Origin of the sequence: Burkholderia sp. E168m15, from assembly GCF_016586105.1 — a bacterium.
Taxonomy (GTDB): Bacteria; Pseudomonadota; Gammaproteobacteria; order Burkholderiales; family Burkholderiaceae; genus Burkholderia; species Burkholderia orbicola.
Genome location: NZ_BCPO01000167.1, coordinates 108,865 through 135,527, shown reverse-complemented (window position 1 = coordinate 135,527; position 26,663 = coordinate 108,865). Strand labels below are relative to the sequence as shown.

Genomic DNA, 26,663 nt, shown 5'->3' with positions numbered 1-26,663 from the left:
GGACACACGACCTTCCCGGCGTGTGGCGCACCCACGGCCATGCTTTCTCAGAAATCCAGGCAGAGAAGCGGCGACGCGGGGCACGCGCGGGAATCCGTGAGCGGCGGGTTGGGTGACCGTGGGCAGCGTCCGAAACCGCGTTGAACTCATGTCTCCTGCTCCTCCCCCCATTTAATGACCAAACCGCAAGACCTAGTGCATAGATATCGTTTGCCGAGCCCTTAATGACTATCGACAATCGTGGCTCGAATTCACCGCCGCGGCGCCAGAAGCGCCTTGGCGGCCGGCACTCGGCGGCTATCCCGGCCGTCCGCGCCCCCCAGCACACGACGACATGTACGCGTTCACGCCCTCATTCCAAAACCCTGCCGGCTCGCCGATCCGCGAGTTGTTCAAGTACCTGTCCGAACCGGGCATGATTTCCTTCGCGGGCGGCTATCCGGCGAGCGACCTGTTCGACGTCGACGGCCTGAACGCGGCCGCCGAACGCGCGTACGCACAGCCCGTCCGCTGCCTGCAATACGGCCCGACCGACGGCCTCGCCGAACTGAAGCAGCAACTGATCGCGCTGATGGCGCGTCGCGGCGTCGCCTGCGCGCCCGCCGAACTGCTCGTCACGACCGGTTCGCAGCAGGGCCTCGACCTGCTGCTGCGCGTGATGGTGTCGCCCGGCGACGTCGTGCTGACCGAACAGCCGGCATACCCGGCCACGCTGCAGGCGATGCGGTTGCAACAGGCGCGCATCGTGACGATTCCCGTCGACGGCGAAGGCCTCGACGTCGATCGCCTCGCAGCGCAACTCGCGTCCGGCGCGATCGCGCAGCCGAAGCTGCTCTACACGGTTCCGACCTTCGCGAACCCCACGGGCGCGACGCTCACGCGCGAACGCCGGCTGAAGCTGCTGCGTCTCGCGGTGCAATACCGTTTCCTGATCGTCGAGGACGATCCGTACGGCGACCTGCGTTTCGCGGGCGAAGCCGTGCCGTCGATGCTCGCGCTGGCCGGTGAAGTGGACGGCGCGCGCGACTGGCTCGTGCATTTCGCGAGCCTGTCGAAGATCGTCGCGCCGGGGCTGCGCGTGGGCTGGACGATCGCGCCGGCCGAGATCACGCGGCGCTGCGTGATCGCGAAGCAGACGGTCGATCTGTGCAGCACGCCGTGGACGCAGGCCACCGCCGCCGAATATCTGGCCGACGGCGCGCTCGAACGTCATCTGCCGCGCATCACGGCCGCGTACCGGCGTAAGTGCGACGCGATGTGCGACGCGCTGCGCGACGGCTTCGGCGATGCGATCGAATTCCATCGTCCCGAAGGCGGGATGTTCGTGTGGGCGCGGCTCGGCGCGGTATCGTCGGATGTGCTGCTGCAACAGGCGATCGCGAACAAGATCGTGTTCGTCCCCGGCAAGGCGTTCTTCGCGGACAACGTCGACGCGGCGTCGCTGCGCCTGTCGTTCGCCGCGCCGGACATCGATGCGATCCGGGAAGGCGTCGCGCGCCTCGTGCGCGCATATGGTGCGGCGCTGGCCGCGTGAGGAGACATCGACATGACCATCACCGTCAACGAAACGGCATCGCCGGGCGCAGCCTCGGGCGCCGGCGACACGCGGCCGGCGAAGCATCGCTCGTCGCAGATCAGCGCCGGGCCGCAGTATGTGGCCGACGTGCTCGGCCGCTTCGGCGCGGAGCCGGCACCCGATGCTGGCGATGCGGCGCCGGTCGTGCTCGGCTACAACTGACCGGCACAACGGCGGCGACGCATCCCATGCGAGCCGTCGCCGAAACAAACGGGTAAGCTGGCGCGATCGAAATACCGACGATCGCCGCCGCCCCATGTCCGACTCGACCACCGACTCGATCTCCGAATCGCTTGCGCAAACCTACGACCGCCTGTGGTCCTGCCTCGAATCCGGCGTCAACGTGCAGCGCTCGCCGTTCACGATGCTGCAGGCGGCGACGCTCGGCCTCGATGGTGCGCCGAAGGTTCGGACGATCGTGTTGCGCCAGGTGAATCGCGTCGGGCGCGTGCTGTCGTTTCATACCGATGCACGTTCGGCGAAGGTCGCGGAGTTGCGTCGCGATCCGCGTCTCTCGATCGTCGCCAACGATCTCGACGCGCTCGTGCAGATTCGTGCGGAAGGCGTTGCGTCGATCTGCGACGACGAAGCGCAACGGCGCGCGATCTGGGAAGCGAGCCGTCCGCATACGCTGCTGCTGTATCGCGCGCCGCTGCCGCCCGGCACGCCGGTCGTGTCGCCGGAAGCCGCGCATCTCGACAGCACCGCACCCACCGCCGACGGCTACGAAAACTTCTGCCTGATCCACATGACGGTCACGCGCATCGACTGGCTCGAACTCGCGCGCGCCGGCCATCGTCGCGCGGTATTCGATCTGAACGAACGCGGCTACGAAGCCCGCTGGATCGCCCCCTGACGCGGGTCCAGCGCACCCGATCCGCTCAAGGCCGCCCGTCCGACGCGGCCTGGATCATCCACTCGCGCATCACCGCGATCGCATCGTCGTCGCGGCGCTCGGCCGGATACACGAGATAGAACCCCATTGACAGCGGAAACGCGAAGTCGAACGGCTTGCACAGCCGTCCGGCGGCGATGTCGCGCTCGACGAGCGGCTCGGTCGCGAGCGCGATGCCCTGGCCGGCAACGGCCGCATCGATCGCGAGCGACGTCTGGTTGAAGCGCAGCCCCTTGTGCGGATCGACGTCGACCGGTGCTGGCATTGCCGCGAGGAATTCGGGCCACAGGTCATGCGCATCGTGCAGCAGCACCTGCCCGGCGAGCGCGCGTGGCGCAGCCGGCGGGCTCAGCACCGACGGGCTGCACACCGCGCACACGTCGAGCGGGAACAGCGCATGGGTGGCGAGATGCTTGCCGAACGGCGGCTTGCCGTAGCGGATCGCGAGATCGACGCCATCGTGGCGGAACGTCGCGATCTGCGGATCGGCGATCACGCGCACGTCGTAGTCGGGGTGTGCTTCGGTGAACTGCGCGAGCCGCGGGATCAGCCACTTCGACGCGAACGACGGCGTCGTGCTGATCGTCAGCGCCGCGCGCCGCTTGACGAGCTTGTCGGTGGCGTCGGCGATCGCATGCAGCGCGCGCTGCACGTCGGAGAAATACGCGGCGCCGTCATGCGTGAGCGCGAGGCCGCGCGGCAGGCGTTCGAACAGCTTCAGGCCGAGCACGTCCTCGAGGTGGCGCACCTGCTGCGCGACGGCGCCCTGCGTGACGCCGATCTCGTCGGCGGCGGCGCGGAAATTGAGGTGCCGCGCGGACACTTCGAACGCGCGAAGCGCATTCAGCGGCGGCAGGCGGGAAGGGCGTGGCGGCATCGTCAGGCTGTAGAAAAACTATCGGCTGGCGGCAGAAATACTGGTTCGACAGCGGGAATCGATGCGCCTACATTACCACCATGGCGCGCCGAATGGCGGCTGCGCGGCGGCAGAATCGGAACGAGGAGCGGATCGTGACTGTAGAAAAAGTGGCGTTGATCACGGCGGCGGGCAAGGGCATGGGCGCGGCGATCGCGCGCGAACTGGCGGCGACGGGCTATCGCGTCGCGCTGATGTCGCTGTCGGGCAGCGCGGTGGCGCTTGGCGAGGAACTGGGCGGTTTCGGCATCAAGGGCTCGGTGACGGAAGAAGCCGACATCGACAAGCTCGTGCAGGAAACGATCGCGCGCTATGGGCGCATCGATGCGGTCGTGAACAACACCGGCCATCCGCCGAAGGGCGAGTTGCTGGCGATCACCGACGACAACTGGCACGCGGGGCTCGACCTGATCCTGCTGAACGTGGTGCGCGTGATGCGCCGCGTGACGTCGATCTTCCAGAAGCAGGGCGGCGGCGCGGTGGTGAACATCTCGAGCTTCGCGGCGGACGCGCCGGAGCAGCCGATGCCCGTGTCGTCGGCGCTGCGCGCGGCGTTGAGCGCATGGACGCGCCTCTACGCGGAACGCTATGCGGCCGAGAACATCCGGATGAACGCGGTGCTGCCGGGCTTCATCGACAGCTGGCCGGAAACGCCGGAGATCGTCGCGCGCATTCCGGCCGGGCGCTTCGGCAAGACCGGCGAGATCGCGAAGACGGTTGCGTTCCTGCTGTCGGACGGCGCGGGCTATATCACCGGGCAGAACATTCGCGTCGACGGCGCGATCGTCAAGGCGCTCTGAGCGCCGCACCGGCGAGCGGCCGCGCAAGCGTGTTCGCTCACCTCGCAGCAGCTACAAACGCGTACAAATCAGACAAATCCGGGATACATCAGACCTTTCGAATAGGCGACGCCGCGTGACGAGGGCGCGCCTGATTGAAAGCCTGGGCGGGATCCCGCGCGCGGCATGTTCACTTTCCACTTCACGAAAGGAGATGCCGAACGATGTCTTCCACACCGTTTTCCCCGATGCGTCGCCACCTGCTGGCCACTTCCGTGGCCGCCGGGGTGTCGGCGATGCTGCCCACCGCGCTGCATGCGGCCACCGGCGCGAGCGGCATACGCCCGTTCACCGCACACATTCCCGATGAAGCCGTGGCCGACCTGCGCCGTCGCATTGCCGCGACGCGCTGGCCGGGCCGTGAGACCGTCGCCGACGAATCGCAGGGCGTGCGGCTCGCGCGCATGCAGGCGCTGCTGCGCTACTGGGGCACCGACTACGACTGGCGCAAGGGCGAGGCGCGCCTGAACGGTTTCCCGATGTTCATCACGGAAATCGACGGGCTCGACATTCATTTCATTCACGTGCGGTCGCGGCACGAGAACGCGATGCCGATGATCATGACGCACGGCTGGCCCGGTTCGATCTTCGAGCTGCTGAAGGCGATCGGTCCGCTGACCGACCCGACCGCGCACGGCGCGAGCGCGGACGATGCGTTCCACGTCGTCGTGCCGTCGCTGCCGGGCTTCGGCTTCTCGGGCCGGCCAACGAAGACCGGCTGGGGCTCCGACCACATCGCGCGAGCGTGGGGCGAGCTGATGGCGCGGCTCGGCTATACGCGTTTCGTGTCGCAGGGCGGCGACTGCGGCTCGGTGATCTCGCACCGGATGGCGATGCAGCACGTGCAAGGTCTGGCCGGCATTCACGTGAACATGCCGGCGACGGTGCCGCCGGAGATCGCGACGCTGCTCGCGACCGATGCGCCCGCGCCGGCGTCGCTGTCGCCGAAGGAGAAGGCCGCGTACGAGAAGCTCGCGACGTTCTATCGCGACAACTGCGGCTACTCGGCGATGATGGTCACGCGGCCGCAGACGGTCGGTTATGCGCTGGCGGATTCGCCGTCCGGGCAGGCTGCGTGGATGTACGACAAGATTTCGCAATGGACTTATAGCGGAGGAGTACCGGAACGCTCGATTCCGCGCGACGAGATCCTCGACGACATTTCGTTGTACTGGCTGACGAACACCGCGACGTCGGCTGCGCAGATCTACTGGGAGGATCACTCGAACAACTTCAACGCGGTGGATATCTCGTTGCCGGCGGCGATCACGGTGTTTCCGGGCGAGATTTATCAGGCGCCACGCAGTTGGGCCGAGCGGAGTTATCACAACCTGATCTACTTCAACGAAGTCGACAAGGGCGGGCACTTCGCGGCATGGGAAGAGCCTGAACTGTTTGCGCGTGAAGTGCGTGCCGGGTTCCGGTCGTTGCGGCGCGTGTAAGCAGGGTTGTGCGACGAATGCGGGCCGGCTGTTGCGCGGCTCGCGTTCGTTTTCAGGTCACCGCCTGCAACGCCTGCGCAAACCGCTTGTCCGCCAGATACGCGACGTTGAAGCGGCAATACTTCGACGGACGATCGGCCTGCGGCGAGAACACCGCCCCGGGCGCGAGGATCACGCCGCGCTCCAGCAGCGCCTGCGCGAGCAACATCGAATCCGGCCAGCCGGGCAGTGCGGCCCACAGATACAGGTTCTGCTCGCACGGCCGATAGACCTCCGCGCCGAGACGGCCGAGCGCATCGAGCGCGGTGCCGGTCGCGCGCCGCAGCTTCTCCTGCAGATGATTCGTATGCCTGAGAAAATGGCCATCGCTGACGATCGCATCGAGCGTGCGTTCGCAGTATTCCGAGCTGCTGACGTGCGTCAGCATCTTCACGTCGGCGAGATCGCTGGCAAGCGCCGCATTGCACGCGAGAAACCCGACACGCAGCGCGGCCGACACCGATTTCGAAAAACTGCCGATATAGATGGTGCGGCGCAACTGGTCGAGCGTCGCGATGCGCGTGAGCGAGCGCGGCCGCAGGTCGGCCAGCGCATCGTCCTCGACGATGATCAGGTCGTGCGCGTCGGCGAGTTGCAGGATACGGTGCGCCTTGGCCGCGCTCGTATCGGTTGCGGTCGGGTTGTGGCCGACCGATTGCGTGAAGAACAGCTTCGGCCGGTACGCGGCGATGTGCTCGGCCAGCTTCGTGACGTCGGGGCCGTCGATCTCGCGCGGCACGCCGACGATGTTTGCGCCGCTCAGTTTCAACTTGCCGAACAGCGGGTAGTAGCCGGGATCGTCGACGAGCACGGTGTCGCCGGGGCGCACGAAATAGCGCAGCACGAGGTCCATCGCCTGGTTCGCGCCGTGCGTGAGCACGATCTGCGCGGGCGGCGCCTCGATCTCGTAGCCGGCGAGCTTCTGCTGCAGCGACTGGCGCAGCGGCAGGTAGCCGAAGCGGCTGCCGTAGCGGAACAGCGACGCGGCGCTCGTGCGCATGATGCGCTGCTGGTACTGGTTCAGCCGCGTTTCCTCGAGCCACTCGATCGGCGGGAAGCCTTCGCCGAGATTGAGCACGTCGGGCTTCGCGTGCAGTTGCTCGCGCATCAGCCACACGATGTCCATCGCGCGGTCGAGCGAGCTCGGCTCGTCGAGCTCGGGCGCGGCCGCCGCGCGTCGCGTGACGAAGAAGCCCGAGCCGCGGCGCGGCTCGATCAGGCCGTCGGCCGCGAGCATCTCGAACGCGCTGATCACGGTGTTCTTCGAGCAGCCGGATGCCTCAGCGTATTCCCTGATCGACGGCAGTTTCGTGCCGGCCGCCAACACCCCTTCCTCGATCTGTCTGGCGAGATTGTCTGCCATCGCGCCAGACAGGCTGGCTTTTGCACGCTGTTTCATCGGAATCTTCCGTCGGACCGGCCCACTGTAATGGGTACGGTTGAGTGACTGTCTGCGCCGTCTGTACCTTTTCAATGGGTACAGCGTGACTATTATTCGGCTGTCCGCCGCCCGCCGCAAGCACCGACGGGCGACATCGCCACCCGCAACAGTCAACCCATCATGCCGATCGATTCCGCCTTGCCGAACTTCCGCTCGCTGACGCCCGAGCAACGCCTGTCCCACTTGTCCCGTGCCGTCGGGCTCGACGATGCCGAGCACGCGCTGCTCGCCCAACCGGGCGCGCTGCCGCTCGATACCGCGAACGGGATGATCGAGAACGTGATCGGCACGTTCGAGCTGCCGATGGCGGTGGCCGGCTACTTCCGGATCAACGATCGGGACGTGATCGTGCCGATGGCCGTCGAGGAGCCGTCGATCGTGGCGGCCGCCTCGTACATGGCGAAGCTTTCCCGCGCGGCGGGCGGCTTCCGCACGTCGAGCAGCGGTCCGCTGATGCGTGCGCAGGTTCAGGTGATCGGCGTCGACGATCCGTATGGCGCGCGGCTCGCGATCCTGCGTCATGCGGCCGAACTGATCGCGCTCGCGAACAGCCGCGACAAGGTGCTGGTCGGCCTCGGCGGCGGCTGCCGCGACATCGAGGTTCATGTGTTTCCCGACACGCCGCGCGGCGCGATGATCGTCGCGCACCTGATCGTCGACGTGCGCGACGCGATGGGCGCGAACACGGTCAACACGATGGCCGAAACCGTCGCGACGCGCATCGAGGCGATTACCGGCGGCCAGGTACGGTTGCGGATACTGTCCAACCTCGCCGACCTGCGGTTGGCGCGCGCAGAGGTACGGTACTCGGCCGCGACGCTCGCGACCGACGATTACGCCGGCGAAGCGGTGATCGACCGCGTGATCGACGCATACGTGTTCGCGGCGACCGATCCGTACCGCGCGGCGACCCACAACAAGGGCATCATGAACGGCATCGATCCGGTGGTGGTCGCGACCGGCAACGACTGGCGCGCGGTCGAGGCCGGCGCGCATGCGTACGCGAGCCGCAGCGGCCGCTATACGTCGCTGACGACGTGGGAGAAGGCCGCGAACGGCGACCTCGTCGGCACGATCGAGATGCCGATGCCGGTCGGGCTCGTCGGCGGCGCGACGAAGACGCACCCGCTCGCGCGCCTCGCATTGAAGATCATGAACGTGACGTCCGCGCAGGAACTCGGCGAAATTGCGGTCGCGGTCGGGCTTGCGCAGAATCTCGGGGCGCTGCGCGCGCTCGCGACCGAAGGGATCCAGCGCGGCCACATGGCGCTGCATGCGCGCAACATCGCCGTCGCGGCCGGCGCGACCGGCGCCGACATCGACCGGATCGCGCAGCGGATGGTCGCGGCGAAGGACGTGCGTGCCGATTTCGCCGTCGAGCTGCTCGCGGGCCGCAGCGGCGGCTGACGCGCGGCTGCGCGCCGCGTGATCGACGCGGTGTGCAGTCCGCGCCGCGCCGGCATGGCCGGCGACATATCAAACCAGGAGGAGACACATGGAACAGACCGGTTCAAGCGCCGTCGCACCCGCGCCGCATCGCACCCGGCCGTTGGCCGGCGCCGATGCGGCGGCCACGACGCTCGTCGAGGTATGGGGCGACACGGTGGCGACGAAGCATCTCGCGTGGTCGGTGCTGCTCGGCATCGCGATCAGCCTCGGCGCGTTCGAGATCGGCCGCATCGCGCTCGCATCGTTCGTGCACGACGCGGCGATCGCACGCGCTTATGCGATGCTGATCGGCCTCGGCGGCTGCCTGCTGGCTGGCACGATCTGCGCGGTGCTGTTCAAGCCGAAGCGCACGGTGATCGAACATGCGGCGGGCAGCGCCGAGCGCGACGACGCCTTGCGGCAACTCGCCGAAGCATCGGGCGGACTCGGCGCGACGAGCGACCTGTCGGCCAGCGCGCGCGCCGAGATGGAGGAACTCGGGCTGCTCGACCTGTTCGCGTCGTACGACGCGTCGACCGGGCGCGCACGCGCGGGAGGCCGCTGATGGATGCACTGCTGCAGGCGTTGCCGGCCGCGTTCGCGATGGGGCTGCTCGGCGCGATCGTGTTCTCCGGCATCGGGCTGATCTCCGGCACCGACGAAACGACGACGATCGCGCCGCTCACGTTGCTCGTCGCGCTGCTCGGCGTGCCACCGGCCGGCGTGTTCACGTTTTTTCTCGCGGGCGCGGTGGCCAAGCACATCACGCATGCGATCCCGACCGCGCTGCTCGGCATTCCCGGCGACACGATGGCCGCGCCGCTGCTGCAACAGGCGACGCTGCTGCGCGCGCTCGGCGTGCCGCACATCGCGCTGCGCAAGATGATCTCCGGCGCGATCGTCGCCGCGTTCGTCGCGCTGCCCCTCGCGGTGCTGTTCGCGTCGTTGCTCGCGCCGTTCGGCGCGGCGATCGCGAAGGCCGCGCCGTGGGTGTTCCTCGCGGCGGCCGTCGGCATCGCATACTGCTCGGCGGGGCGTTGGGCGTCGGTGCTGCTGCTGGTGCCGTTCGTGATGCTGGTGGTCGGGCTGCAGGCGCTCACGGGTCATTACGGCGTGAAGCTGAGCGTCAGCTACTTCCTCGGGATCGCGATCGGCCCGCTGGTGGCCGACCTGTTCTCGATCCTGTCGCCGGCCGAGCGGCGGCGCATGCGCCGCGACGGGCCGTCGACGTTCGTGCTCGCGCCCGACGTGAAAAGCTGGCGCGGCTATTTCCCCAATCCGCTGAAGGTGCTCGACCGCGAGCAGGTCGCGTGGACGGTCGGCACGGCCGCCGTGTCGAGCGCGACGTTCGTGTTCAGCCCGGTCGCGATGACGGTGCTGATGGGCGAGATCGTCGGCGCGCGCGTGCGTCATGCGTATCAGCGCCTGACGACCGTGATCGCCGCCCGTAACGGCGTGACCGAGGCCACCTATATCGCCGAGGCACTGATTCCGCTGATCGCGTTCGGGCTGCCGCTGAGCCCGGTGGCGGCCGGCCCGGCCGCGCCGCTGTTCAATGCGCCGCCGCGCTTCACGGTCGACGCGGCGAGCGGGCAGATCCACAACCTCCATACGCTGATGAGCTGGCCCGAGTTCCTCGGCTACGGGCTGCTGTCGATCGTGCTGGCCGCGCTGATCGCGTATCCGCTCGCGATGCACCACGCGCACCGCGCGGCATCGTTCGTCGCGCGCAAGCTGAGCCACGAAGCGATCATCGCGACCTTCGCGGGGCTGATCGTCGTGATCGGCGTGTGGGAAGGGCAACTGCTCGGGCTCGCCGTGATCGTGACGATCGGCCTGTTCGGCGGGATGCTGTCGCGCCTGTTCGCGTTCAACACCGGCGTGCAGTTCATGGGCTATTACGTCGCGGTGCTCAGCGTGCCCGCGATCGCCAGGCTGTTCTGACTCGCCGGCGCACGGGGCCGCGAGTGCCGCGCGACCGTGCCGAAGCGTCGTTTTCCCGCGATTTTTGAATCGCAGTGTGTCGTGTTCGCACACGGATACGTTGAGATACAAAGCGTCCGGACGGTTCGGATATAAAACCGGTGAAGCGATTCACACGGCGGCGCGGTGCCATGCGCTGCCGCTGCGAATGGCGAGAACCGATTGCCCGCACGTGCCGCGGGCCCTTTCCTTAGCGATCGACAATGGAGAACGAGTCATGCCTGATACCGTGAACACCCGCCGCCGCCTGATCCTGGGCTCGACGCTGGCGAGCCTGAGCCTCGCCGACCTCGGCTTCAGCGCACTCGCGCAGGCGCAGTCGGCGCCCGATGCATCCGCGGCGAAGCGCCCGGCCGGCGTCGCGTCGCTGGGCACGATCCACCAGATCGACGCGGGCGTGCTCAACGTCGGGTATGCGGATCTCGGCCCGAAGAACGGCCCCGTCGTGTTCCTGCTGCATGGCTGGCCGTACGACATCTACAGCTACGCGGACGTCGCGCCGCTGCTCGTCGCGGCCGGCTATCGCGTGATCGTGCCGTATCTGCGCGGCTACGGCTCGACGACGTTCCGCTCGGCCGACACGGTACGCAACGGCCAGCAGGCGGTGACGGCCATCGACATCGTCGCGCTGATGGACGCGCTGAAGATCGACCGAGCGGTGTTCGGCGGCTACGACTGGGGCGCGCGCACGGCCGACGTCATCGCGGCGCTGTGGCCGCAGCGCGTGAAGGCGCTGGTGTCGGTGAGCGGCTACCTGATCGGCAGCCAGGCGGCGAACGCCAAGCCGTTGCCGCCGCAGGCCGAATTCCAGTGGTGGTATCAGTTCTATTTCACGACGGAGCGCGGCGAACTCGGCTACGCGCAGAACCGCGAGGCGTTCAACAAGCTGATCTGGCAACTCGCGTCGCCGAAGTGGCAGTTCTCCGACGAAACCTATGCGCGCTCGGCCGCATCGTTCCGGAATCCAGATCATGTGGCCGTCGTGATCCACAACTATCGCTGGCGTCTCGGGCTCGCGAAGGGCGAAGCGCAATACGACGACATCGAGCGGCGTCTCGCGGCGGCGCCTGCGATCACCGTGCCGACGATCACGATGGAAGGCGACGCGAACGGCGCGCCGCATCCGGAGCCGGCCGCGTACGCGAAGAAGTTCACCGGCAAGTATCAGCACCGGACCATCACCGGCGGCATCGGCCACAACCTGCCGCAGGAAGCGCCGCAGGCTTTCGCCGATGCGGTCCTGCAAGTGGAGCATCTGTGATGCGGGCCCGTGTAGGGCTGGGGCCGCACGGTGTGCGTCGTGCGCTCGTCGCGGGTGTGCTGCTGGCCGGCGCGTGGTCGGCGAGCGGTCCGGCCGCGTTCGCGGAACAGCCGAAACCGGCCGCGGCCGCGTCGCCGATCTACGGCGTGACGATTCCGCCCGGCTACCGGAAGTGGGAGATGGTCGCGCCGGCCGAAGAGGCCGCCCCGCTCGACGAGCTGCGCGTGGTGCTCGGCAACCCGGTCGCGATCCGCGCGCTCGAACAGGCGACGCTGCCGTTTCCGGACGGCACGATCCTCGTGAAGCTCGCGTACAAGCGCAAGCAGTCCGACGAGTTCGCGCCCGCGACGGTGCCCGGCCAGGCGACGACCGTGCAGGTGATGGTGAAGGATTCACGCCGTTACGCAGCGACGGGCGGCTGGGGATTCGGGCGCTTCGTCAACGGCGTGCCGGCCGACATCGGCCAGCATCAGACGTGCTTTGCGTGCCATCAGGCGCGGGTAAAGAACCACGACTACGTGTTCACGCGGCTCGCGCCGTGACGTGACACGGCGGTGTGAAGGCGAAGGAAAGGCGTGCCCCGCGAGGCACGCCTTTTTTCGTGGTGCGTAGCGCGAGGCGAAACGAATCCCCTCGTCAAACGGGTTTGTATCGCTCTGTATCTGCGGCCGGTCCTGAAAAACTGGCATGCAGAAAGCCCGGTTTCGGAAACATGCCGGATACGTGCGCGGGTTCTACTGTCGACATGCAGCAAACGTTCGGCGCCAGACGTTCGCACCGGATGCCTAAGTGATCGACCACCCAACTTCGTTCAAGGAGAAATCTCATGAAAGCCGCTCGAATCCTCGCCGTTGCCGTTCTCGCCGTCGCACCCGCACTGTCGTTCGCCGATACCGGCCACGGCCTCACGCGTGCCGAAGTGCGCGCCGACCTCATCCGTCTCGAGAAGGCCGGCTACAACCCGGCCGGCAGCGAAGCGCATTACCCGGACGACATCGCCGCCGCAGAGCATGCCGTCGCGGCTGCCGAGCAGGTCGCGCGTTCCGACCAGAACGGCCCGTCGAAGTCGCAAGACGACAACGTGGCCGATGCGTCGACGCCGGCCGGCCATCGCGATGCCGCGCAGCCGCGTGCCGCACGCAACGCCGCCGACGACCTGTACGCGCATTCGTGATCTCGTGTCGCGCCTGCCGCATGCAGGCGCGGCCGCTCAGACAGCACTTCACTTCAATGACACGATAAAGAAAGGAGCATGACGATGGCCGGTTTGATGAAACGCGCTCTGGTATCCGCCGCGATGATCGGCGGACTGTTCGGCGCGGTCGCGGCGCAGGCCGCGCCGAAGGAAGACCTGAAGGGCACCAACGTCGTGCTCGTGCATGGCGCGTTCGCCGACGGGTCGAGCTGGAACCGCGTGATTCCGCTGCTCGAGGCGCGTGGCCTGCACGTGGTGTCGGTGCAGAATCCGCTGAGCTCGCTCGCCGACGATGCGGCCGCGACGAAGCGCACGATCGACGAACAGAAGGGGCCGGTCGTGCTGGTCGGCCATTCGTGGGCCGGCGTCGTGATCAGCGATGCGGGCAACGACGACAAGGTGAAGTCGCTCGTATACGTCGCGGCGTTCGCGCCCGACAACGGCCAGTCGATCGCGGACGTCACGCAGGGGTTGCCGGCGCCGTCATGGGCGGGTGAGCTGCGCAAGGACGCGGGCGGTTTCGCGCGGCTGTCGGACAAGGCGATCGCGCAGGATTTCGCGCCGGATCTGCCGCCCGCGCAGCAGCGTCTCGTTGCCGCGACCCAAGGGCCGTGGTATGGCGGGTGCATCTCGGAGAAGATCACGCAGGCCGCGTGGCATGCGAAGCCGTCGACGTTCGTGGTCGCGACGCAGGACCGGATGATCGATCCGGCGCTGCAGGAAGCGATGGCGAAGCGGATCGGCGCGACGGTCACGCGCGTGAATTCCAGCCACGTCGCGATGCTGAGCCAGCCGAAGGCCGTGGCCGACGCGATCATTGCCGCCGCCGAGCGCGCGAAGCAGGATACGCAGTGAGCGAATGCGGCGCCGCGCTGTCGTGAGGCGGTGCGGCGCCGCGCGTGATCGTGATGTCTTTTCACCAGGAGAAGTCATGACCGAACTCTGGCAACTGTCGGCAACCGAGCTCGCGAAACGCGTGCGGCAGCGCGACGTATCGGCGCGCGAAGTGGCGGACGCGGTGCTCGATCGTCTCGATGCCGTGAATCCGGCGATCAACGCGGTGGTCGAACATCGTCCCGACGACGTGCGGCGGCAGGCCGACGAAGTCGATCGTGCGATCGCGCGCGGCGACGATCCGGGGCCGCTCGCGGGCGTCCCCGTCACCGTGAAGATCAACGTCGATCAGGCCGGCTTTGCGACGACCAACGGCACCCGCCTGCAGCGCGACCTGATCGCGCGTGCCGACAGCCCGGTGGTCGCGAACATCCGGAAGGCTGGCGGGGTGTTGCTCGGCCGCACCAATTCCCCGACGTTCGCACTGCGCTGGTTCACGTCGAATCGCGTGCATGGTCACACGCGCAATCCGCGCAATCCGTCGCTGACGCCGGGCGGATCGAGCGGCGGCGCGGCGGCGGCGGTGGCGGCCGGGATCGGCCCGCTCGCGGTCGGCACCGACATCGGCGGCTCGGTGCGCTACCCGGCCTATGCGTGCGGCGTGCACGGGATCCGGCCGTCGCTCGGCCGCGTGCCGGCGTTCAATGCATCGTCGCCGGAGCGGGCGATCGGCGCGCAACTGATGTCGGCGGCCGGGCCGATCGCGCGCACGATCGACGATCTCTCGCTCGCGCTGCGGGCGTTCTCCGCGCCGGACCCGCGCGATCCGTGGCACGCCGCGGTGCCGTTCGACGGGCGCGAGGTGCCGAAGCGCGCGGCGCTGTGCGTGCGTCCGCGCGGCCTGGAGGTCGTGCCCGAAGTCGAGGCTGCGTTGCGCGATGCCGCGCGTCGGCTCGTCGATGCGGGCTGGACCGTCGACGAGATCGACGATACGCCGCCGATGCGCGAGGCTGCGCTGCTGCAGGAACAGCTGTGGCTCGGCGATGGTTTCGACGCGCTGGCGAATGCCGCGGAGCAAGACGGCGATCCGGGCGCGGCTGCGGTGATCGCCGCCGTGCGCAGCAAGGTGCGCGATCTGCCGGCGGATGTGATCAGCCGTGCGCTGGTTCGACGCACGACGTTGACGCGGCAATGGCGGCTGTTTCTAGATGAATATCCGGTGCTGTTGCTGCCCGTTTCATCGGAACTGCCGTTTCCCGACGATCTCGACCGGCAAGGGCCGGAAGGGTTCGATCGCGTGTGGGAAGCGCAGCTCACGTTGCGCGCGCTACCCGCGATGGGACTGCCGGGGCTGGCGGTCACGACGTCGCTCGTGAACGGCGTGCCGGTGGGCGTGCAGGTGGTCGCGACGCATCATCGCGAGGATCTGTGTTTGCTTGCGGGGCGCGATATCGAGGCGCGTGGGGTGCCGGTTGTGCCGGTCGACCCGGTGGTATGACATCCTGAAGAACCCATGCATCGGCGAGGCTCGGTGGCTTCGCCGGCGCATTTCGGATTCCATGACGACGCGCCGAATGCCGCGCTGATCGTTCTTCCCCTTCCTTTCAAACCCCTTCGATACACGCCATCGAACGGCCCTCGTCCTCCCTTTCCAACCCACCATCAACCGCGCACCAATAGCGCGCGTCTGCTATTGCATTCCCCGCGGCGCTGATTAGGAAATGAATTTTTATTGGTTCTGCTTCCCCGGCCGCACTCGCATAGTGGCGTTGACGGCTATAGACAGCACGCAAGCTGCAACAGCCGCATTCCCGGTGTCTTTGTTCATACGAATCTGAGAATACAAGGAAGTGTCATGACGGTTGAACTGGAAGAACGAACCGCTGCGCAGCAGGCGCTCGAAGACGCGCGCGCGGCGGCCCTGGCGGCTGGCAAGCCCTACGCGGGCGGCGTTGCGCCGGAAACCGCGTGGGCGTTGTTTTCGGCGGGCGACGCCGTGCTGGTGGACGTGCGCACGGCTGAGGAACGGAAATTCGTCGGCTACGTGCCGGAGTCGCTGCACGTGCCGTGGGCGACCGGCACGAGCCTGACGCGCAACCCGCGCTTCGTGCGCGAACTGGAAGCGAAGACCGGCAAGGACGCGGTCGTGTTGCTGTTGTGCCGCAGCGGCAACCGCTCGGCGCAGGCGGCCGAGGCCGCGGCGAAGGGCGGTTTCACGCAGGTTTTCAATGTGCTCGAAGGCTTCGAGGGCGACCTCGACGAGCGGCAGCATCGCGGCGGCCAAAACGGCTGGCGCTTCCGCGGCCTGCCTTGGGCGCAGGATTGATTCACGGCGGTTACGGGGAGAAAGCAGCATGGCCGCATTCGATATCGACGACATCGTTCAATCGCTGCAGACGGTGCGTCGCGCATGGCGCGAAAAGCAGCGGCGTTCGCTCGAACCCGGCGGGCGTGATTTGCCGGCGCGCGAAGCGCTCGCGCAGATCGTCGGCGCACTGAAAGGCGTGCTGTTCCCGATGCGGCTCGGGCCGCCCGACCTGCGGCAGGAAAGCGAGAACTTCCACGTGGCCCACGCGCTCGACGCGGCGCTGAATGCGTTGCTCACGCAGGTGACGCTCGAATTGCGCTACGCGGCGCGTCACCGCAATGCCGACGGGCCGGCAGACAACCTCGACGAAGTCGCGTCGAAGGCCGTGCAGGCGTTCGCCGCGCGCTTGCCGGAGATTCGCCGGCTGCTCGACAGCGACGTGCTGGCGGCATTCCACGGCGATCCGGCGGCCGGCAGCGTCGATGAGGTGCTGCTGTGCTATCCGGGCATCCTCGCGATGATTCATCACCGGCTCGCGCACGAACTGTACGGGCTCGGCCTGCCGCTGCTCGCGCGGATCATCGCCGAGCAGGCGCATGCGGAAACGGGCATCGACATTCATCCGGGCGCGCGCATCGGCGCGGGCTTCTTCATCGACCACGGCACGGGCGTCGTGATCGGCGAGACGGCGATCATCGGCGAGCGCGTGCGCGTGTATCAGGCCGTCACGCTCGGCGCGAAGCGCTTCCCGCGCGATGCGGCCGGCCATCTGGAGAAGGGGCTCGCGCGCCATCCGATCGTCGAGGACGACGTGGTGATCTATGCGGGCGCAACGATCCTCGGCCGCGTGACGATCGGGCGCGGCGCGGTGATCGGCGGCAACGTGTGGCTCACGCAGGACGTGCCGGCCGGCGAAAACGTCACGCAGGCCGTGCTGCGCAGCGAAGCGAACGCCGCGCCGCGCACGGCGGCGCGCGTCGCCTAGGAGGCGCGATGAGCGACCTCATCCATCACTTCGGCGCCACCGTGCGCAAGCTGCGCGAAGCGCGCACGTGGTCGCAGGAGCAACTGGCCGAGCATGCCGGGCTGAACCGCTCGTACGTCGGCGAGATCGAGCGCGGCGAGGCGATCGCGTCGATCGTCACGGCCGACAAGATCGCGCGCGCGTTCGACGTGTCGATCTCGACGCTGCTGCCGGGCGCGTACGTCACCTGAGGTCGCGCCGCATCGTTTCCCCTTTCGGGGGCATGACCTGACGGCTATAGCATGTTGAGCCGGTAGGGGCGTGCTTCCGATAATCACCCAGCGTCATAAGCAATCCCGTTTTTCATCTTAAGAACCCGGAGCCACACATGTCGACCGTTGCAAGCGGCACGGCTGCGCTGAGCGATCACGCCGCCCGCCAACTAGCGAACGCTACCAAGACCGTCCCCCAGCTTTCCACGATCACGCCGCGCTGGCTGACCCATCTGCTGCAATGGGTGCCGGTCGAGGCCGGCATCTATCGCCTGAACCAGGTGAAGAACCCGGAAGCCGTGCGCGCCGCGTGCACGCAGCTCGAGGACGAAAGCGTGCTGCCGCAGACGTTCGTGCCGTACGAGGAACAGCCGCGCGAGTACTTCCTGAACGCGGTGAGCACGGTGCTCGACGTGCATACGCGGATCTCCGATCTTTACAGCAGTCCTCATGACCAGATCAAGGAACAGCTGCGCCTGACGATCGAGACGATCAAGGAGCTGCAGGAAAGCCAGCTGATCAACAACCCCGACTACGGGCTGCTCGCGAACGTGACCGACGAACAGCGGATCTTCCCGCTGACGGGCGCGCCGACGCCGGACGATCTCGACGAGCTGCTGACGAAGGTGTGGAAGGAGCCGGCGTTTTTCCTCACGCACCCGCTCGCGATCGCCGCGTTCGGCCGCGAATGCACGCGGCGCGGCGTGCCGCCGCCGACGGTCAGCCTGTTCGGCTCGCAATTCCTCACGTGGCGCGGCATTCCGCTGATTCCGTCGGACAAGGTGCCGGTCGCGGACGGCAAGACCAAGATCCTGCTGCTGCGCGTCGGCGACAAGCGTCAGGGTGTCGTCGGCCTGTATCAGCCGGGCGTCGCGGGCGAGCAGGGGCCGGGCCTGTCGGTGCGCTTCATGGGGATCAACAACCAGGCGATCGCGTCGTACCTGATCTCGCTGTATTGCTCGCTCGCGGTCCATTCGCCGGATGCGCTGGCTGTCCTCGATGACGTCGAAATCGCCAAGTTCCATGACTATCCCGACACCTACCGTTAATCCCGGCTTGGCCGGCGGCGACGCGCACGCGTTGCCGCATGCGCCGCTGCCGGCCGGCTTGCCCGACCCGGCGACGCTCGCGCGGCTCGCGTCCGAGTTCTTCGCGACGCCGCCCGGGCAGGCCACCGCGCCCGGGTTGTCGGCGGGCAGCGGCGCGGTCGGCGGCGTGCCGTCGGCCTTGCCCGCGGCGGCGCCGATTCTCGCGTCGGTGAGCAACCCGGTGCCGGGCGGTTCGCCGCTCGCGGGCCCGGGCGGGGCGGGCACCGGCGTACCGGGGCTCGCGCTGCCGCAAGGCAAGGTACCGGGCGCGAACCTCGCGCCGTCCGCGCCGACGCACGTGCTGTCGCTCGGCAACCGCGCACCCGCGCTCGCGCCGCATGCGGCCGCGCAGAACGGGTTGCCCGACAACGTCGTATCGATCGCGCCCGCGCTGGAGCCGCGCGTCGGCGGCGCGGCGCTCGGCGTGCCGCAGGTGAATGCGCCGGCGCCGGAAGGCGCGGCGAAGGCGTCGCCGTACTACTTCACCGACGGTTCGCTGCAGGGCTGGCAGGGGACGCCGCAGGACATCGTCGTGCCGTCGAACGGCCTCGCGTCGCCGGAAGCGTTCGGGTTGCCGGGCGACGACGCGCTGCGCGCGCTGCTCGCCGTGCAGCGCGACGTGCGGGTGTCGCATGCATCGGGCGCATCGGGCGCCGACGTGCCGCGTTATTTCATCGACGACTCGCACGCAGCCGAGCCGCAAGGCCAGCTGTATCGCGGCGCTCATCCGCCGTTCGACGTGAACGCGATCCGCCGGGATTTCCCGATCCTGCAGGAGCGCGTGAACGGCAAGCAGCTCGTCTGGTTCGACAACGCGGCGACGACGCACAAGCCGCAGGCCGTGATCGACCGCCTCGCGTACTTCTATGCACACGAGAACTCGAACATCCACCGCGCGGCGCACGCACTGGCCGGCCGCGCGACGGATGCGTACGAGCATGCACGGGAAACGGTGCAGCGCTTCATCGGCGCATCGTCGCCCGACGAGATCGTGTTCGTGCGCGGCACGACCGAGGCGATCAACCTGATCGCGAAGACGTGGGGCGTGCAGAACGTCGGCGAAGGCGACGAGATCGTCGTGTCGCATCTCGAGCATCACGCGAACATCGTGCCGTGGCAGCAGCTTGCCGCGCTCAAGGGCGCGAAGCTGCGCGTGATTCCGGTCGACGATTCGGGGCAGGTACTGCTCGACGAATACCGGAAGCTGCTCAACGATCGCACGAAGATCGTGTCGGTCACGCAGGTGTCGAACGCGCTCGGCACGGTCGTGCCGGTGAAGGAGATCGTCGAGCTTGCGCATCGCGCGGGCGCGAAGGTGCTGGTCGACGGTGCGCAGTCGATCTCGCACATGCGTGTCGACGTGCAGGCGCTCGATGCGGATTTCTTCGTGTTCTCCGGGCACAAGATCTACGGGCCGACCGGGATCGGCGTGGTGTACGGCAAGCGCGCGATCCTCGACGACATGCCGCCGTGGCAGGGTGGCGGCAACATGATCGCGGACGTGACGTTCGAGCGCACGGTGTTCCAGCCGCCGCCGAACCGTTTCGAAGCCGGCACCGGCAACATCGCGGATGCGGTGGGGCTCGGCGCGGCGCTCGACTACGTGAACCGTGTCGGCATCGAGAACATCGCGCGCTACGAGCACGATCTGCTCGCGTATGCGACGAGCGTGCTCGCGCCGGTGCCGGGCGTGCGGCTCGTCGGTACCGCGCGCGACAAGGCGAGCGTGCTGTCGTTCGTGCTGAAGGGCTATGAAACCGAGGAAGTCGGGCAGGCGCTGAACGAAGAGGGCATCGCGGTGCGCTCGGGGCATCACTGCGCGCAGCCGATCTTGCGGCGGTTCGGGCTCGAAGCCACGGTGCGGCCGTCGCTCGCGTTCTACAACACGTGCGATGAAGTCGATGCGCTGGTGAGTGTCGTCAGGAGACTGGCGGCGCGGCGCTGACGTTGTCGTTGTGCTGATTTGATGTTGCCCGCTTGCGGCGGCCTTTGCGGGCCGCCGCAAGCGTTTTGACGTTACGCGCTCAGAAACGCACGACCGGCTTCTGCTCGACACTGAACCCGTCACGCAGCACGCACGCCGAATCGGCGAAGTAGCGGCGGATCTCCGACAGCAGATCGGTGTTGCCGCGTCGGCAGAACACGACCCCCGATCCCTCCTCCGTCAACAGCTCGTCGATCAGCGATTCGGGTTGCCCGATATCGGCGAGATGGACATTCTGCACGCCGTGTGCGAGCGCATCGAGCGCGTCCCGTACGCACGGCGCCGCGTCGGCGGCCGGATGCTCGGCGAGCCATTGCTCCAGCTCCGTGATGCCGTACAGCCCGGCGAGCTCGCCAAGTTCGTGCAGCAACCCTTTGTCGACCATCATCACCAACGAGACGGCGCACGTGCGTTGCGCGAGCAGGCTGCCGAGCCGTTCAGGGCGCAGCAGGCAGTCGCGACCCGCGTCGTCCGGTGCGACCGGCATCACGACGGGCACCAGTCCGTTGTCGAGCAACGCGTTCAACGCGGTGACGTCGAACCGCGCGACCATGCTCGTGTTCGCGCTGTCGGGTACGGCGCTGGCGACGAGCAGGCCGCCGTCGTGACCGTCGATGCCGATTGCCCGCGCGCCGTGGCTGCCGATCAGGCGCGCGAGTTCATGGTTGATGCCGGTCATGGCGGCGTGCACGGTGTGCATCGATTGCGTACCGGACGTGGACGGCGCGCTCTGGACGACGATCGGACGGATGCCGGTGAGCGCGAGCAGCGCGACATCCTGCGCGAAGGCCGAGCGCGTGTGGACGTCGCTGGCGGCACCACCGTCGACGATGACGACGGTCTGTCCGTGCAGCGCCTGCATGAATGGCAGTGAGCGGGCCAAGCCGGCCACGCGTCGAGTGGGAGTGTCAGGGTCTGGGAACATTGGCGTTCGAAAGGATGAAGGGGATACCTGTCGTTGCGCGACGCTCGATCAAACAGTGCGTTGCATGAGTCGGCGAATCTCGTCGGGCGTTTGTGCGTCGCGTGACGCTTGCCGGATCGCGCGTTCGCTGAACCATCGCGCGGCGTCGGCGAGCAGTTCGAGGTGTGCACGGTCGTCCGCGTGCGGCAGCACCAGCACGACGAATTCGCGCACGGGCTTGCGGTCGGGCGCGTTGAACGTGAACGGGTATCGCGCGCGGACGAACAGCGCGACAGCCGAACCGATCCCGTCGACGCGCGCATGCGGAATCGCGACGCCCTGGCCGAGGCCGGTCGAGCCGAGTTGTTCGCGCTTGATCAGTTCGGCCCGGATCCGTTCCGCGGATACGCCGCTGTCGCGTGCGACATGGTGAGCGACGAGGTCGAACAACTGGATCGCACTTTCCACCGGTACGTCGAGCAGGATATTGTCCGGCGGACAGGCGTCGGCGAGCGCGGTCGCGAACGGCGTGCCACCGCGTTGCTGAGGGCGGTCGGATTGGCCGTCGACGGCGGCCTGATGCGTTTGCATGCGGATCTCTCCGTGTCGGGATGACAGGGGAATCCTAGACAAACCCGCGTAAAGACGGTGTCAGATACGCGGGGGCCGGGCATTAAAATCTCGTATCGAGCGCCGATGCCGCCGCGCGCGATACGGACGCCCTCAGGTTCCCGACAGCACGAACGGCAGCGTCGTCAGCAGAAACACTGAAATGCCGACGACCGGCGCGCCGAATGCGATTGCCGCGAACGCCATGATGGCGCTCGCCAGCACGAGCGTTCTCGACACCCGGCGGTGTCGGCCGTGCGCCGTCGTCCGGTCCTCGCGCAGAGCATGGGTTCGCGCGCCGATCACGTGTTTCCAGAACGTCAAGCCCAGCATCATTCCATTGCTCCTGTATGAAAGACGATCGAGACGGGGCGCGCGCGGCTTCGGAAGCGAGAATCCCCGTGAATAAAATCAGTGATGCAAAATAAATGGATCGGATCGGCAGACCGATGTCGTGCCGTTACGCGGAACGTGTCGCACGCATTGCGATGTGCGATGCGGGACGACCGAATCGACGTCGTGTTCAAGCATGCACGGGAAGGACCACGGCGCGCACCGTCCGCCTGTCGGCGGGACGGTGGCTCGGGAAGGAGACGCAGGCGTCCGGCCTGTCAGGCGGAGAAGCAACCCGGAGGACGAGGACTTCGGATGCGCATGGCGCGTGCTCGGTAGTGGATGGCGAATCCATTCTAGCGAACGGATGCGCGGGCGCAAGTAAAAAGGTCGTAAAGGTGCGTGAATCCGGTTACGCACGCGCCGGAGACGGGGGGCGTCGGGCCGGTATGGCCGGTGAGCGTTCGAGACGGACGAGTACGCCGCGAATCAACGTCCGGCCAGCATCCGCCCACCCACTGCCATCAGCAACAGTCCGGCGGCCGTATCGAGCGCGGCCTTGCGCCGGACCAGCAACCGGCGCACCGACGGACGCGACGCGAGCAGCGCCATCGTGCAATACCACGCAGCCGGGGTCGCGACCGACAGCACGACGACCGACAGATCGAGCCACGCCGGCGCATGGGCCGGCGCCCTCAGCGCGAAGATACTGCCGTAGAATGCGACGGACTTCGGGTTCGTCATGCTGGCGACGTAGCCTTTTCTCGCCGCGCGCCAGCCGGACGTCGCGGCCGGCGCGGCAATCGGCCCGCCGGCAATCGTATTGCGTCGCGCCAAAGTACACAACGCGTGACGACTTCCATCGCCACGCGTTGCACGATCCTACTCAACCGCACGCACGCCGGCGAACCGGCGCGCACGCTGCTGCGTCGTCAGAAATCGAACCCCGGCCCGCCCGCACCCGGGCCGCCCGGTGCGGCGGCCGGCGCCGCATCCTTCGGCGCTTCGTACACGGTCGCATCGGTCGTCAGCAGCAGCCCGGCCACCGACGCCGCGTTCTGCAGCGCGGTGCGCGTGACCTTGGTCGGATCGAGCACGCCCGATTCGACGAGATCGCCGTACTCGCCCGTCTGCGCGTTGTAGCCGAAATTGCCCGTGCCTTCCGCGACCTTCGCGACGACGACGCTCGCTTCCTCGCCCGCATTGGTGACGATCTGGCGCAGCGGTTCCTCGAGCGCGCGCAGCACGATCTTGATGCCCGCGTCCTGATCGGCGTTCGCACCCTTCAGTTCGCGGATCGCCTGCCGCACGCGAATCAGTGCGACGCCGCCGCCCGGCACGATGCCTTCCTCGACGGCCGCGCGCGTGGCGTGCAGCGCGTCGTCGACGCGGTCCTTCTTCTCCTTCACCTCGATTTCGGTCGCGCCGCCGACCTTGATCACCGCCACGCCGCCCGCGAGCTTCGCGACGCGTTCCTGCAGCTTCTCGCGATCGTAGTCGGACGTGGCCTCTTCGATCTGCACGCGGATCTGCTTCACGCGCGCTTCGATGTTCTTCGCATCGCCCGCGCCGTCGATCACCGTGGTGTTTTCCTTGCCGACCTCGATGCGCTTCGCCTGGCCCAGTTCGGCCAGCGTGGTCTTCTCGAGCGTCAGGCCCGTTTCCTCGGCGATCACCTGGCCGCCGGTGAGGATCGCGATGTCCTCGAGCAGCGCCTTGCGGCGATCGCCGAAGCCCGGCGCCTTGACCGCGACCGTCTTCAGGATGCCGCGGATGTTGTTCACGACGAGTGTCGCGAGCGCTTCGCCTTCGACGTCTTCCGCGATGATCAGCAGCGGCCGGCCCGACTTGGCGACCTGTTCGAGCACCGGCAGCAAGTCGCGGATGTTCGAGATCTTCTTGTCGTGCAGCAGGATGTACGGGCTTTCGATCTCGGCGATCTGCTTGTCCGGATTGTTGATGAAATACGGCGACAGGTAGCCGCGATCGAATTGCAGCCCTTCGACGACGTCGAGCTCGTCGGCGAGCGACTTGCCGTCCTCGACCGTGATCACGCCTTCCTTGCCGACGCGGTCGATCGCTTCCGCGATGCGCTGGCCGATCGACTCCTCGCCGTTCGCGGAGATCGTCGCGACCTGCGCGATTTCCTTGCTCGTGGTGGTCGGCTTGCTGATCTTCTTCAATTCCTCGACGGCCGACGCGACGGCCTTGTCGATGCCGCGCTTCAGGTCGAGCGGATTGAGCCCGGCCGCCACGTATTTCTGGCCTTCACGGACGATCGCCTGCGCGAGCACGGTGGCCGTGGTCGTGCCGTCGCCGGCTGCGTCGCTGGTGCGCGACGCGACTTCCTTCACGAGTTGCGCGCCGATGTTCTGCAGCTTGTCCGCGAGTTCGATTTCCTTCGCGACCGACACGCCGTCCTTCGTGACGACGGGCGCGCCGAAGCTGCGTTCGAGCACGACGTTGCGGCCTTTCGGGCCGAGCGTGACCTTCACCGCGTTCGCGAGGATGTTCACGCCTTCGGTCAGCTTCGACCGTGCGATGTCGCTGAAAAGAATTTCCTTGGCTGCCATGATTGCGCTCCGTTATTGATTGACGACCGCGACGATGTCTTCTTCGCGCAGCACGAGAAACTCGTTGCCGTCCACCTTGACGGCTTGCCCCGCGTACTTGCCGAACAGCACGCGTTCGCCGACCTGCAGATCGGGCACGATGCGCTGGCCGTCCGTGTCCTTGCGGCCGGGGCCGACGGCGATCACTTCGCCCTGGTCGGGCTTTTCGGCGGCGCTGTCGGGGATCACGATGCCCGACGCGGTGGTGGTTTCCTGATCGAGTCGCTTCACGATCACGCGATCGTGCAAGGGGCGTAGGCTCATTTTTTCGTCCTGTCCTGTTCTGTCGAAATTGGCTGGCACTCTTTAACAGAGAGTGCTGACGAGTATAAAAATGCGCGGCGGCGCGATCCAATAACGGATTTGCACAAGCATTCGCGCCGTCGTGCAAAGCGGGTGGGCCCGTTATTGCGACACGGCGGGCTGCGGGACCGGCGAACAGACCGGGCGGATCGTCTCGCCGGCCAGCACGCGCTTCACGAACGGAATCGAATCGGCGAGCGACGCGTTCACGGTGCCGTTGTGCTCGCGGCCCGCATACAGGTGTGCCTCGACCGTCGTGCCGGCCGCGCAGGCGTCCCTGGCGAGCGCGAGTTCGAGCGGCGCGAGCCCGTCGTCCGCGCCCGCGCCGATGAAAACGGGCGTCGCGATCTTCAGCGTCGGGTACTTCAGGTAGTCGTCCCACCATGCCTTCAGCCGCGCATCGCCGCCCGGCTTCACGGTGTTCGCGTGCGTGAGCTGCGCGAGCGCCGCATCGTCCTCGAGCGATGCGAGGCAACTGATGCGCGACTGTTCGAGAATCGGCAGTGCGGTATCGGTCAGCACTTCGTCGGCGCGCAGCGACGGGTCGATCTGCTGCGCAGACAGCACCGAGTAGAACTGATATGCGAGCGTCGGATCGACGCGTTCGGGATCGCGCCGGTAGGCCGTCTCGAACTTCGGCAGCGATGCGAGCGTGGCGCGCGACGCGTTGTAGATCGTGCCGGTCGCGACGGTCGCGCGGATCGCCAGTTCGGGCGCATAGACCGGCGCATAGCCGGCCGCCGCGATCACGGCCGAGCCTCCTTGCGACTGGCCGACCAGCACGACCTCGTTCGCGAGGCCCGGCACGCCGGCGAGCACCGCGCGCACGCTGTCGAGCAGCGTGTAGCTGTTCGAGCGGTTGTTGAGCTGCGGATTCGGGCCGGGCGTGCCGAGCCCCTGATAGTCGGTGGCGACCACCGCGAACCCTTGCTGAAGCCACGCGCTCAGGTAGCGCACGTCGCGATACGAGCGGCCGAACCATGACGGCGCGCAGATGTCGGCCATCCCGAACGTGCCGTGCGCCCACGCGACGATCGGCCAGCCGCCGGCCGGCGGCGTGCCGCGCGGCAGGAACAGCGCGCCCGACACCGCGATCGGCGTGCGGCCGCCGACGCCGTCGGTCGACGCGTACAGGATGCGCAATTGCCGCGCGGCACTCGCGAGCCCGAGCGTCGCGGGCAGCGCTTCGGTGCGCAGCAGCGCGCCGGGCGTGGCCGGAACGTCGCGGTCCCACGTGTAGAACGCGGATACGCGGCCGTCGCCTTGTAGCGGGTCCGGGGCGGGGACACGGCCCGGCGACGCCGCGAGCGAAACGACGGAAGACACGGCGAGTGCCGATACGAGCAGCGTGCGCGCGGCGATGCCGCGCAGGGAAAGAAGCGTCATGGCTGGATGAAGGTCGGTGAGAGCGGATACGCCGGATAAGGCCGGCGCGGG

Annotated in this window: 26 protein-coding genes and 1 pseudogene; 18 read left to right on the top strand and 9 right to left on the bottom strand. The window is 67.6% G+C overall.

Going from position 1 to position 26,663, the window contains the following annotated elements; genetic code table 11:
• Positions 1–334: 334 nt before the first annotated feature.
• From JMF86_RS25105 to JMF86_RS25095, 3 genes are all read left to right on the top strand, one after another.
• Positions 335–1,534: a PLP-dependent aminotransferase family protein gene (locus JMF86_RS25105; RefSeq protein WP_011694541.1), complete on the top strand. Its 1,200-nt coding sequence runs from the start codon at positions 335–337 to the stop codon at positions 1,532–1,534.
• A gap of 12 nt (positions 1,535–1,546) precedes the next feature.
• Positions 1,547–1,738 (top strand): hypothetical protein, encoded by a 192-nt coding sequence (locus JMF86_RS25100; RefSeq protein WP_011694542.1) that lies wholly within the window; start codon positions 1,547–1,549, stop codon positions 1,736–1,738.
• A 94-nt stretch (positions 1,739–1,832) separates the two neighbouring features.
• Complete coding sequence (locus JMF86_RS25095) at positions 1,833–2,432, top strand: pyridoxamine 5'-phosphate oxidase family protein (protein ID WP_011694543.1); 600 nt, start codon at positions 1,833–1,835, stop codon at positions 2,430–2,432.
• A gap of 25 nt (positions 2,433–2,457) precedes the next feature.
• Here JMF86_RS25095 and gcvA read toward each other — a convergent pair whose 3' ends face one another.
• Positions 2,458–3,348, bottom strand: a complete 891-nt coding sequence (gcvA, locus tag JMF86_RS25090; protein WP_011694544.1) for a transcriptional regulator GcvA — start codon at positions 3,346–3,348, stop codon at positions 2,458–2,460.
• A 134-nt stretch (positions 3,349–3,482) separates the two neighbouring features.
• Between gcvA and JMF86_RS25085 the strand changes: the two genes are divergently transcribed.
• Entirely contained in the window at positions 3,483–4,187 is a 705-nt protein-coding gene (locus JMF86_RS25085; RefSeq protein WP_041489663.1) for an SDR family oxidoreductase, read from the top strand.
• Positions 4,188–4,390: 203 nt separating this feature from the next.
• Positions 4,391–5,668 carry an epoxide hydrolase family protein gene (locus tag JMF86_RS25080; protein WP_011694546.1) on the top strand — a complete coding sequence of 426 codons (1,278 nt, stop codon included), beginning with the start codon at positions 4,391–4,393 and terminating at the stop codon, positions 5,666–5,668.
• A 52-nt stretch (positions 5,669–5,720) separates the two neighbouring features.
• Here the strand turns inward: JMF86_RS25080 and JMF86_RS25075 are convergent, their stop codons facing one another.
• Positions 5,721–7,106 carry a PLP-dependent aminotransferase family protein gene (locus JMF86_RS25075; RefSeq protein ID WP_011694547.1) on the bottom strand — a complete coding sequence of 462 codons (1,386 nt, stop codon included), beginning with the start codon at positions 7,104–7,106 and terminating at the stop codon, positions 5,721–5,723.
• Positions 7,107–7,268: 162 nt separating this feature from the next.
• Here JMF86_RS25075 and JMF86_RS25070 point away from each other — a divergent pair, with 162 nt between their 5' ends.
• The 13 genes from JMF86_RS25070 to JMF86_RS25010 all read left to right on the top strand — a co-directional run bounded on the left by JMF86_RS25070 (position 7,269) and on the right by JMF86_RS25010 (position 20,426).
• Positions 7,269–8,555 (top strand): hydroxymethylglutaryl-CoA reductase, degradative, encoded by a 1,287-nt coding sequence (locus tag JMF86_RS25070; protein ID WP_011694548.1) that lies wholly within the window; start codon positions 7,269–7,271, stop codon positions 8,553–8,555.
• A gap of 88 nt (positions 8,556–8,643) precedes the next feature.
• Positions 8,644–9,141: a hypothetical protein gene (locus tag JMF86_RS25065; RefSeq protein WP_011694549.1), complete on the top strand. Its 498-nt coding sequence runs from the start codon at positions 8,644–8,646 to the stop codon at positions 9,139–9,141.
• Positions 9,141–10,520, top strand: a complete 1,380-nt coding sequence (locus tag JMF86_RS25060) for a tripartite tricarboxylate transporter permease (RefSeq protein WP_011694550.1) — start codon at positions 9,141–9,143, stop codon at positions 10,518–10,520. Before JMF86_RS25065 ends, JMF86_RS25060 begins: the two co-directional genes overlap by 1 nt.
• A gap of 256 nt (positions 10,521–10,776) precedes the next feature.
• Positions 10,777–11,820 carry an alpha/beta fold hydrolase gene (locus JMF86_RS25055; protein WP_011694551.1) on the top strand — a complete coding sequence of 348 codons (1,044 nt, stop codon included), beginning with the start codon at positions 10,777–10,779 and terminating at the stop codon, positions 11,818–11,820.
• Positions 11,820–12,362, top strand: coding sequence for a cytochrome P460 family protein (locus JMF86_RS25050; RefSeq protein WP_011694552.1), 543 nt, complete (start codon positions 11,820–11,822; stop codon positions 12,360–12,362). Before JMF86_RS25055 ends, JMF86_RS25050 begins: the two co-directional genes overlap by 1 nt.
• Before the next feature lie 284 nt (positions 12,363–12,646).
• Entirely contained in the window at positions 12,647–12,994 is a 348-nt protein-coding gene (locus JMF86_RS25045; RefSeq protein WP_011694553.1) for a DUF4148 domain-containing protein, read from the top strand.
• An 84-nt stretch (positions 12,995–13,078) separates the two neighbouring features.
• Positions 13,079–13,870, top strand: coding sequence for an alpha/beta fold hydrolase (locus JMF86_RS25040; protein WP_011694554.1), 792 nt, complete (start codon positions 13,079–13,081; stop codon positions 13,868–13,870).
• 76 nt (positions 13,871–13,946) lie between these two features.
• Complete coding sequence (locus tag JMF86_RS25035) at positions 13,947–15,347, top strand: amidase family protein (protein ID WP_011694555.1); 1,401 nt, start codon at positions 13,947–13,949, stop codon at positions 15,345–15,347.
• Between the two features lie 357 nt (positions 15,348–15,704).
• Positions 15,705–16,175 (top strand): rhodanese-like domain-containing protein, encoded by a 471-nt coding sequence (locus tag JMF86_RS25030; protein ID WP_011694556.1) that lies wholly within the window; start codon positions 15,705–15,707, stop codon positions 16,173–16,175.
• A gap of 28 nt (positions 16,176–16,203) precedes the next feature.
• On the top strand, positions 16,204–17,142 hold the full coding sequence (gene epsC / locus JMF86_RS25025) for a serine O-acetyltransferase EpsC (protein ID WP_011694557.1): 939 nt from the start codon (positions 16,204–16,206) through the stop codon (positions 17,140–17,142).
• 8 nt (positions 17,143–17,150) lie between these two features.
• Positions 17,151–17,372 carry a helix-turn-helix domain-containing protein gene (locus tag JMF86_RS25020; protein ID WP_006484517.1) on the top strand — a complete coding sequence of 74 codons (222 nt, stop codon included), beginning with the start codon at positions 17,151–17,153 and terminating at the stop codon, positions 17,370–17,372.
• Positions 17,373–17,509: 137 nt separating this feature from the next.
• Positions 17,510–18,442: a family 2A encapsulin nanocompartment shell protein gene (locus JMF86_RS25015; RefSeq protein ID WP_006479760.1), complete on the top strand. Its 933-nt coding sequence runs from the start codon at positions 17,510–17,512 to the stop codon at positions 18,440–18,442.
• Positions 18,417–20,426 (top strand): family 2A encapsulin nanocompartment cargo protein cysteine desulfurase, encoded by a 2,010-nt coding sequence (locus tag JMF86_RS25010; RefSeq protein ID WP_041489633.1) that lies wholly within the window; start codon positions 18,417–18,419, stop codon positions 20,424–20,426. The genes JMF86_RS25015 and JMF86_RS25010 overlap by 26 nt, the downstream gene beginning before the upstream one ends.
• A 79-nt stretch (positions 20,427–20,505) precedes the next feature.
• Here JMF86_RS25010 and JMF86_RS25005 read toward each other — a convergent pair whose 3' ends face one another.
• From JMF86_RS25005 to JMF86_RS24975, 7 genes and pseudogenes are all read right to left on the bottom strand, one after another.
• Positions 20,506–21,390, bottom strand: coding sequence for an acetylglutamate kinase (locus JMF86_RS25005; protein ID WP_011694559.1), 885 nt, complete (start codon positions 21,388–21,390; stop codon positions 20,506–20,508).
• A gap of 48 nt (positions 21,391–21,438) precedes the next feature.
• On the bottom strand, positions 21,439–21,960 hold the full coding sequence (locus tag JMF86_RS25000) for a PTS sugar transporter subunit IIA (protein WP_011694560.1): 522 nt from the start codon (positions 21,958–21,960) through the stop codon (positions 21,439–21,441).
• A gap of 132 nt (positions 21,961–22,092) precedes the next feature.
• Positions 22,093–22,314, bottom strand: coding sequence for a hypothetical protein (locus JMF86_RS24995; RefSeq protein WP_011694561.1), 222 nt, complete (start codon positions 22,312–22,314; stop codon positions 22,093–22,095).
• Positions 22,315–22,800: 486 nt separating this feature from the next.
• A pseudogene (locus tag JMF86_RS24990) lies at positions 22,801–23,118 on the bottom strand (LysE family translocator); the annotation flags it as partial.
• Positions 23,119–23,243: 125 nt separating this feature from the next.
• The gene (gene groL, locus JMF86_RS24985) at positions 23,244–24,884 is read right to left on the bottom strand and encodes a chaperonin GroEL (RefSeq protein WP_011694563.1); all 1,641 of its coding nucleotides are present in this window, start codon (positions 24,882–24,884) and stop codon (positions 23,244–23,246) included.
• A gap of 12 nt (positions 24,885–24,896) precedes the next feature.
• Complete coding sequence (locus JMF86_RS24980) at positions 24,897–25,187, bottom strand: co-chaperone GroES (protein ID WP_011694564.1); 291 nt, start codon at positions 25,185–25,187, stop codon at positions 24,897–24,899.
• Between the two features lie 141 nt (positions 25,188–25,328).
• Positions 25,329–26,612, bottom strand: a complete 1,284-nt coding sequence (locus JMF86_RS24975; RefSeq protein ID WP_011694565.1) for an alpha/beta fold hydrolase — start codon at positions 26,610–26,612, stop codon at positions 25,329–25,331.
• Between the last annotated feature and the right edge of the window lie 51 nt (positions 26,613–26,663).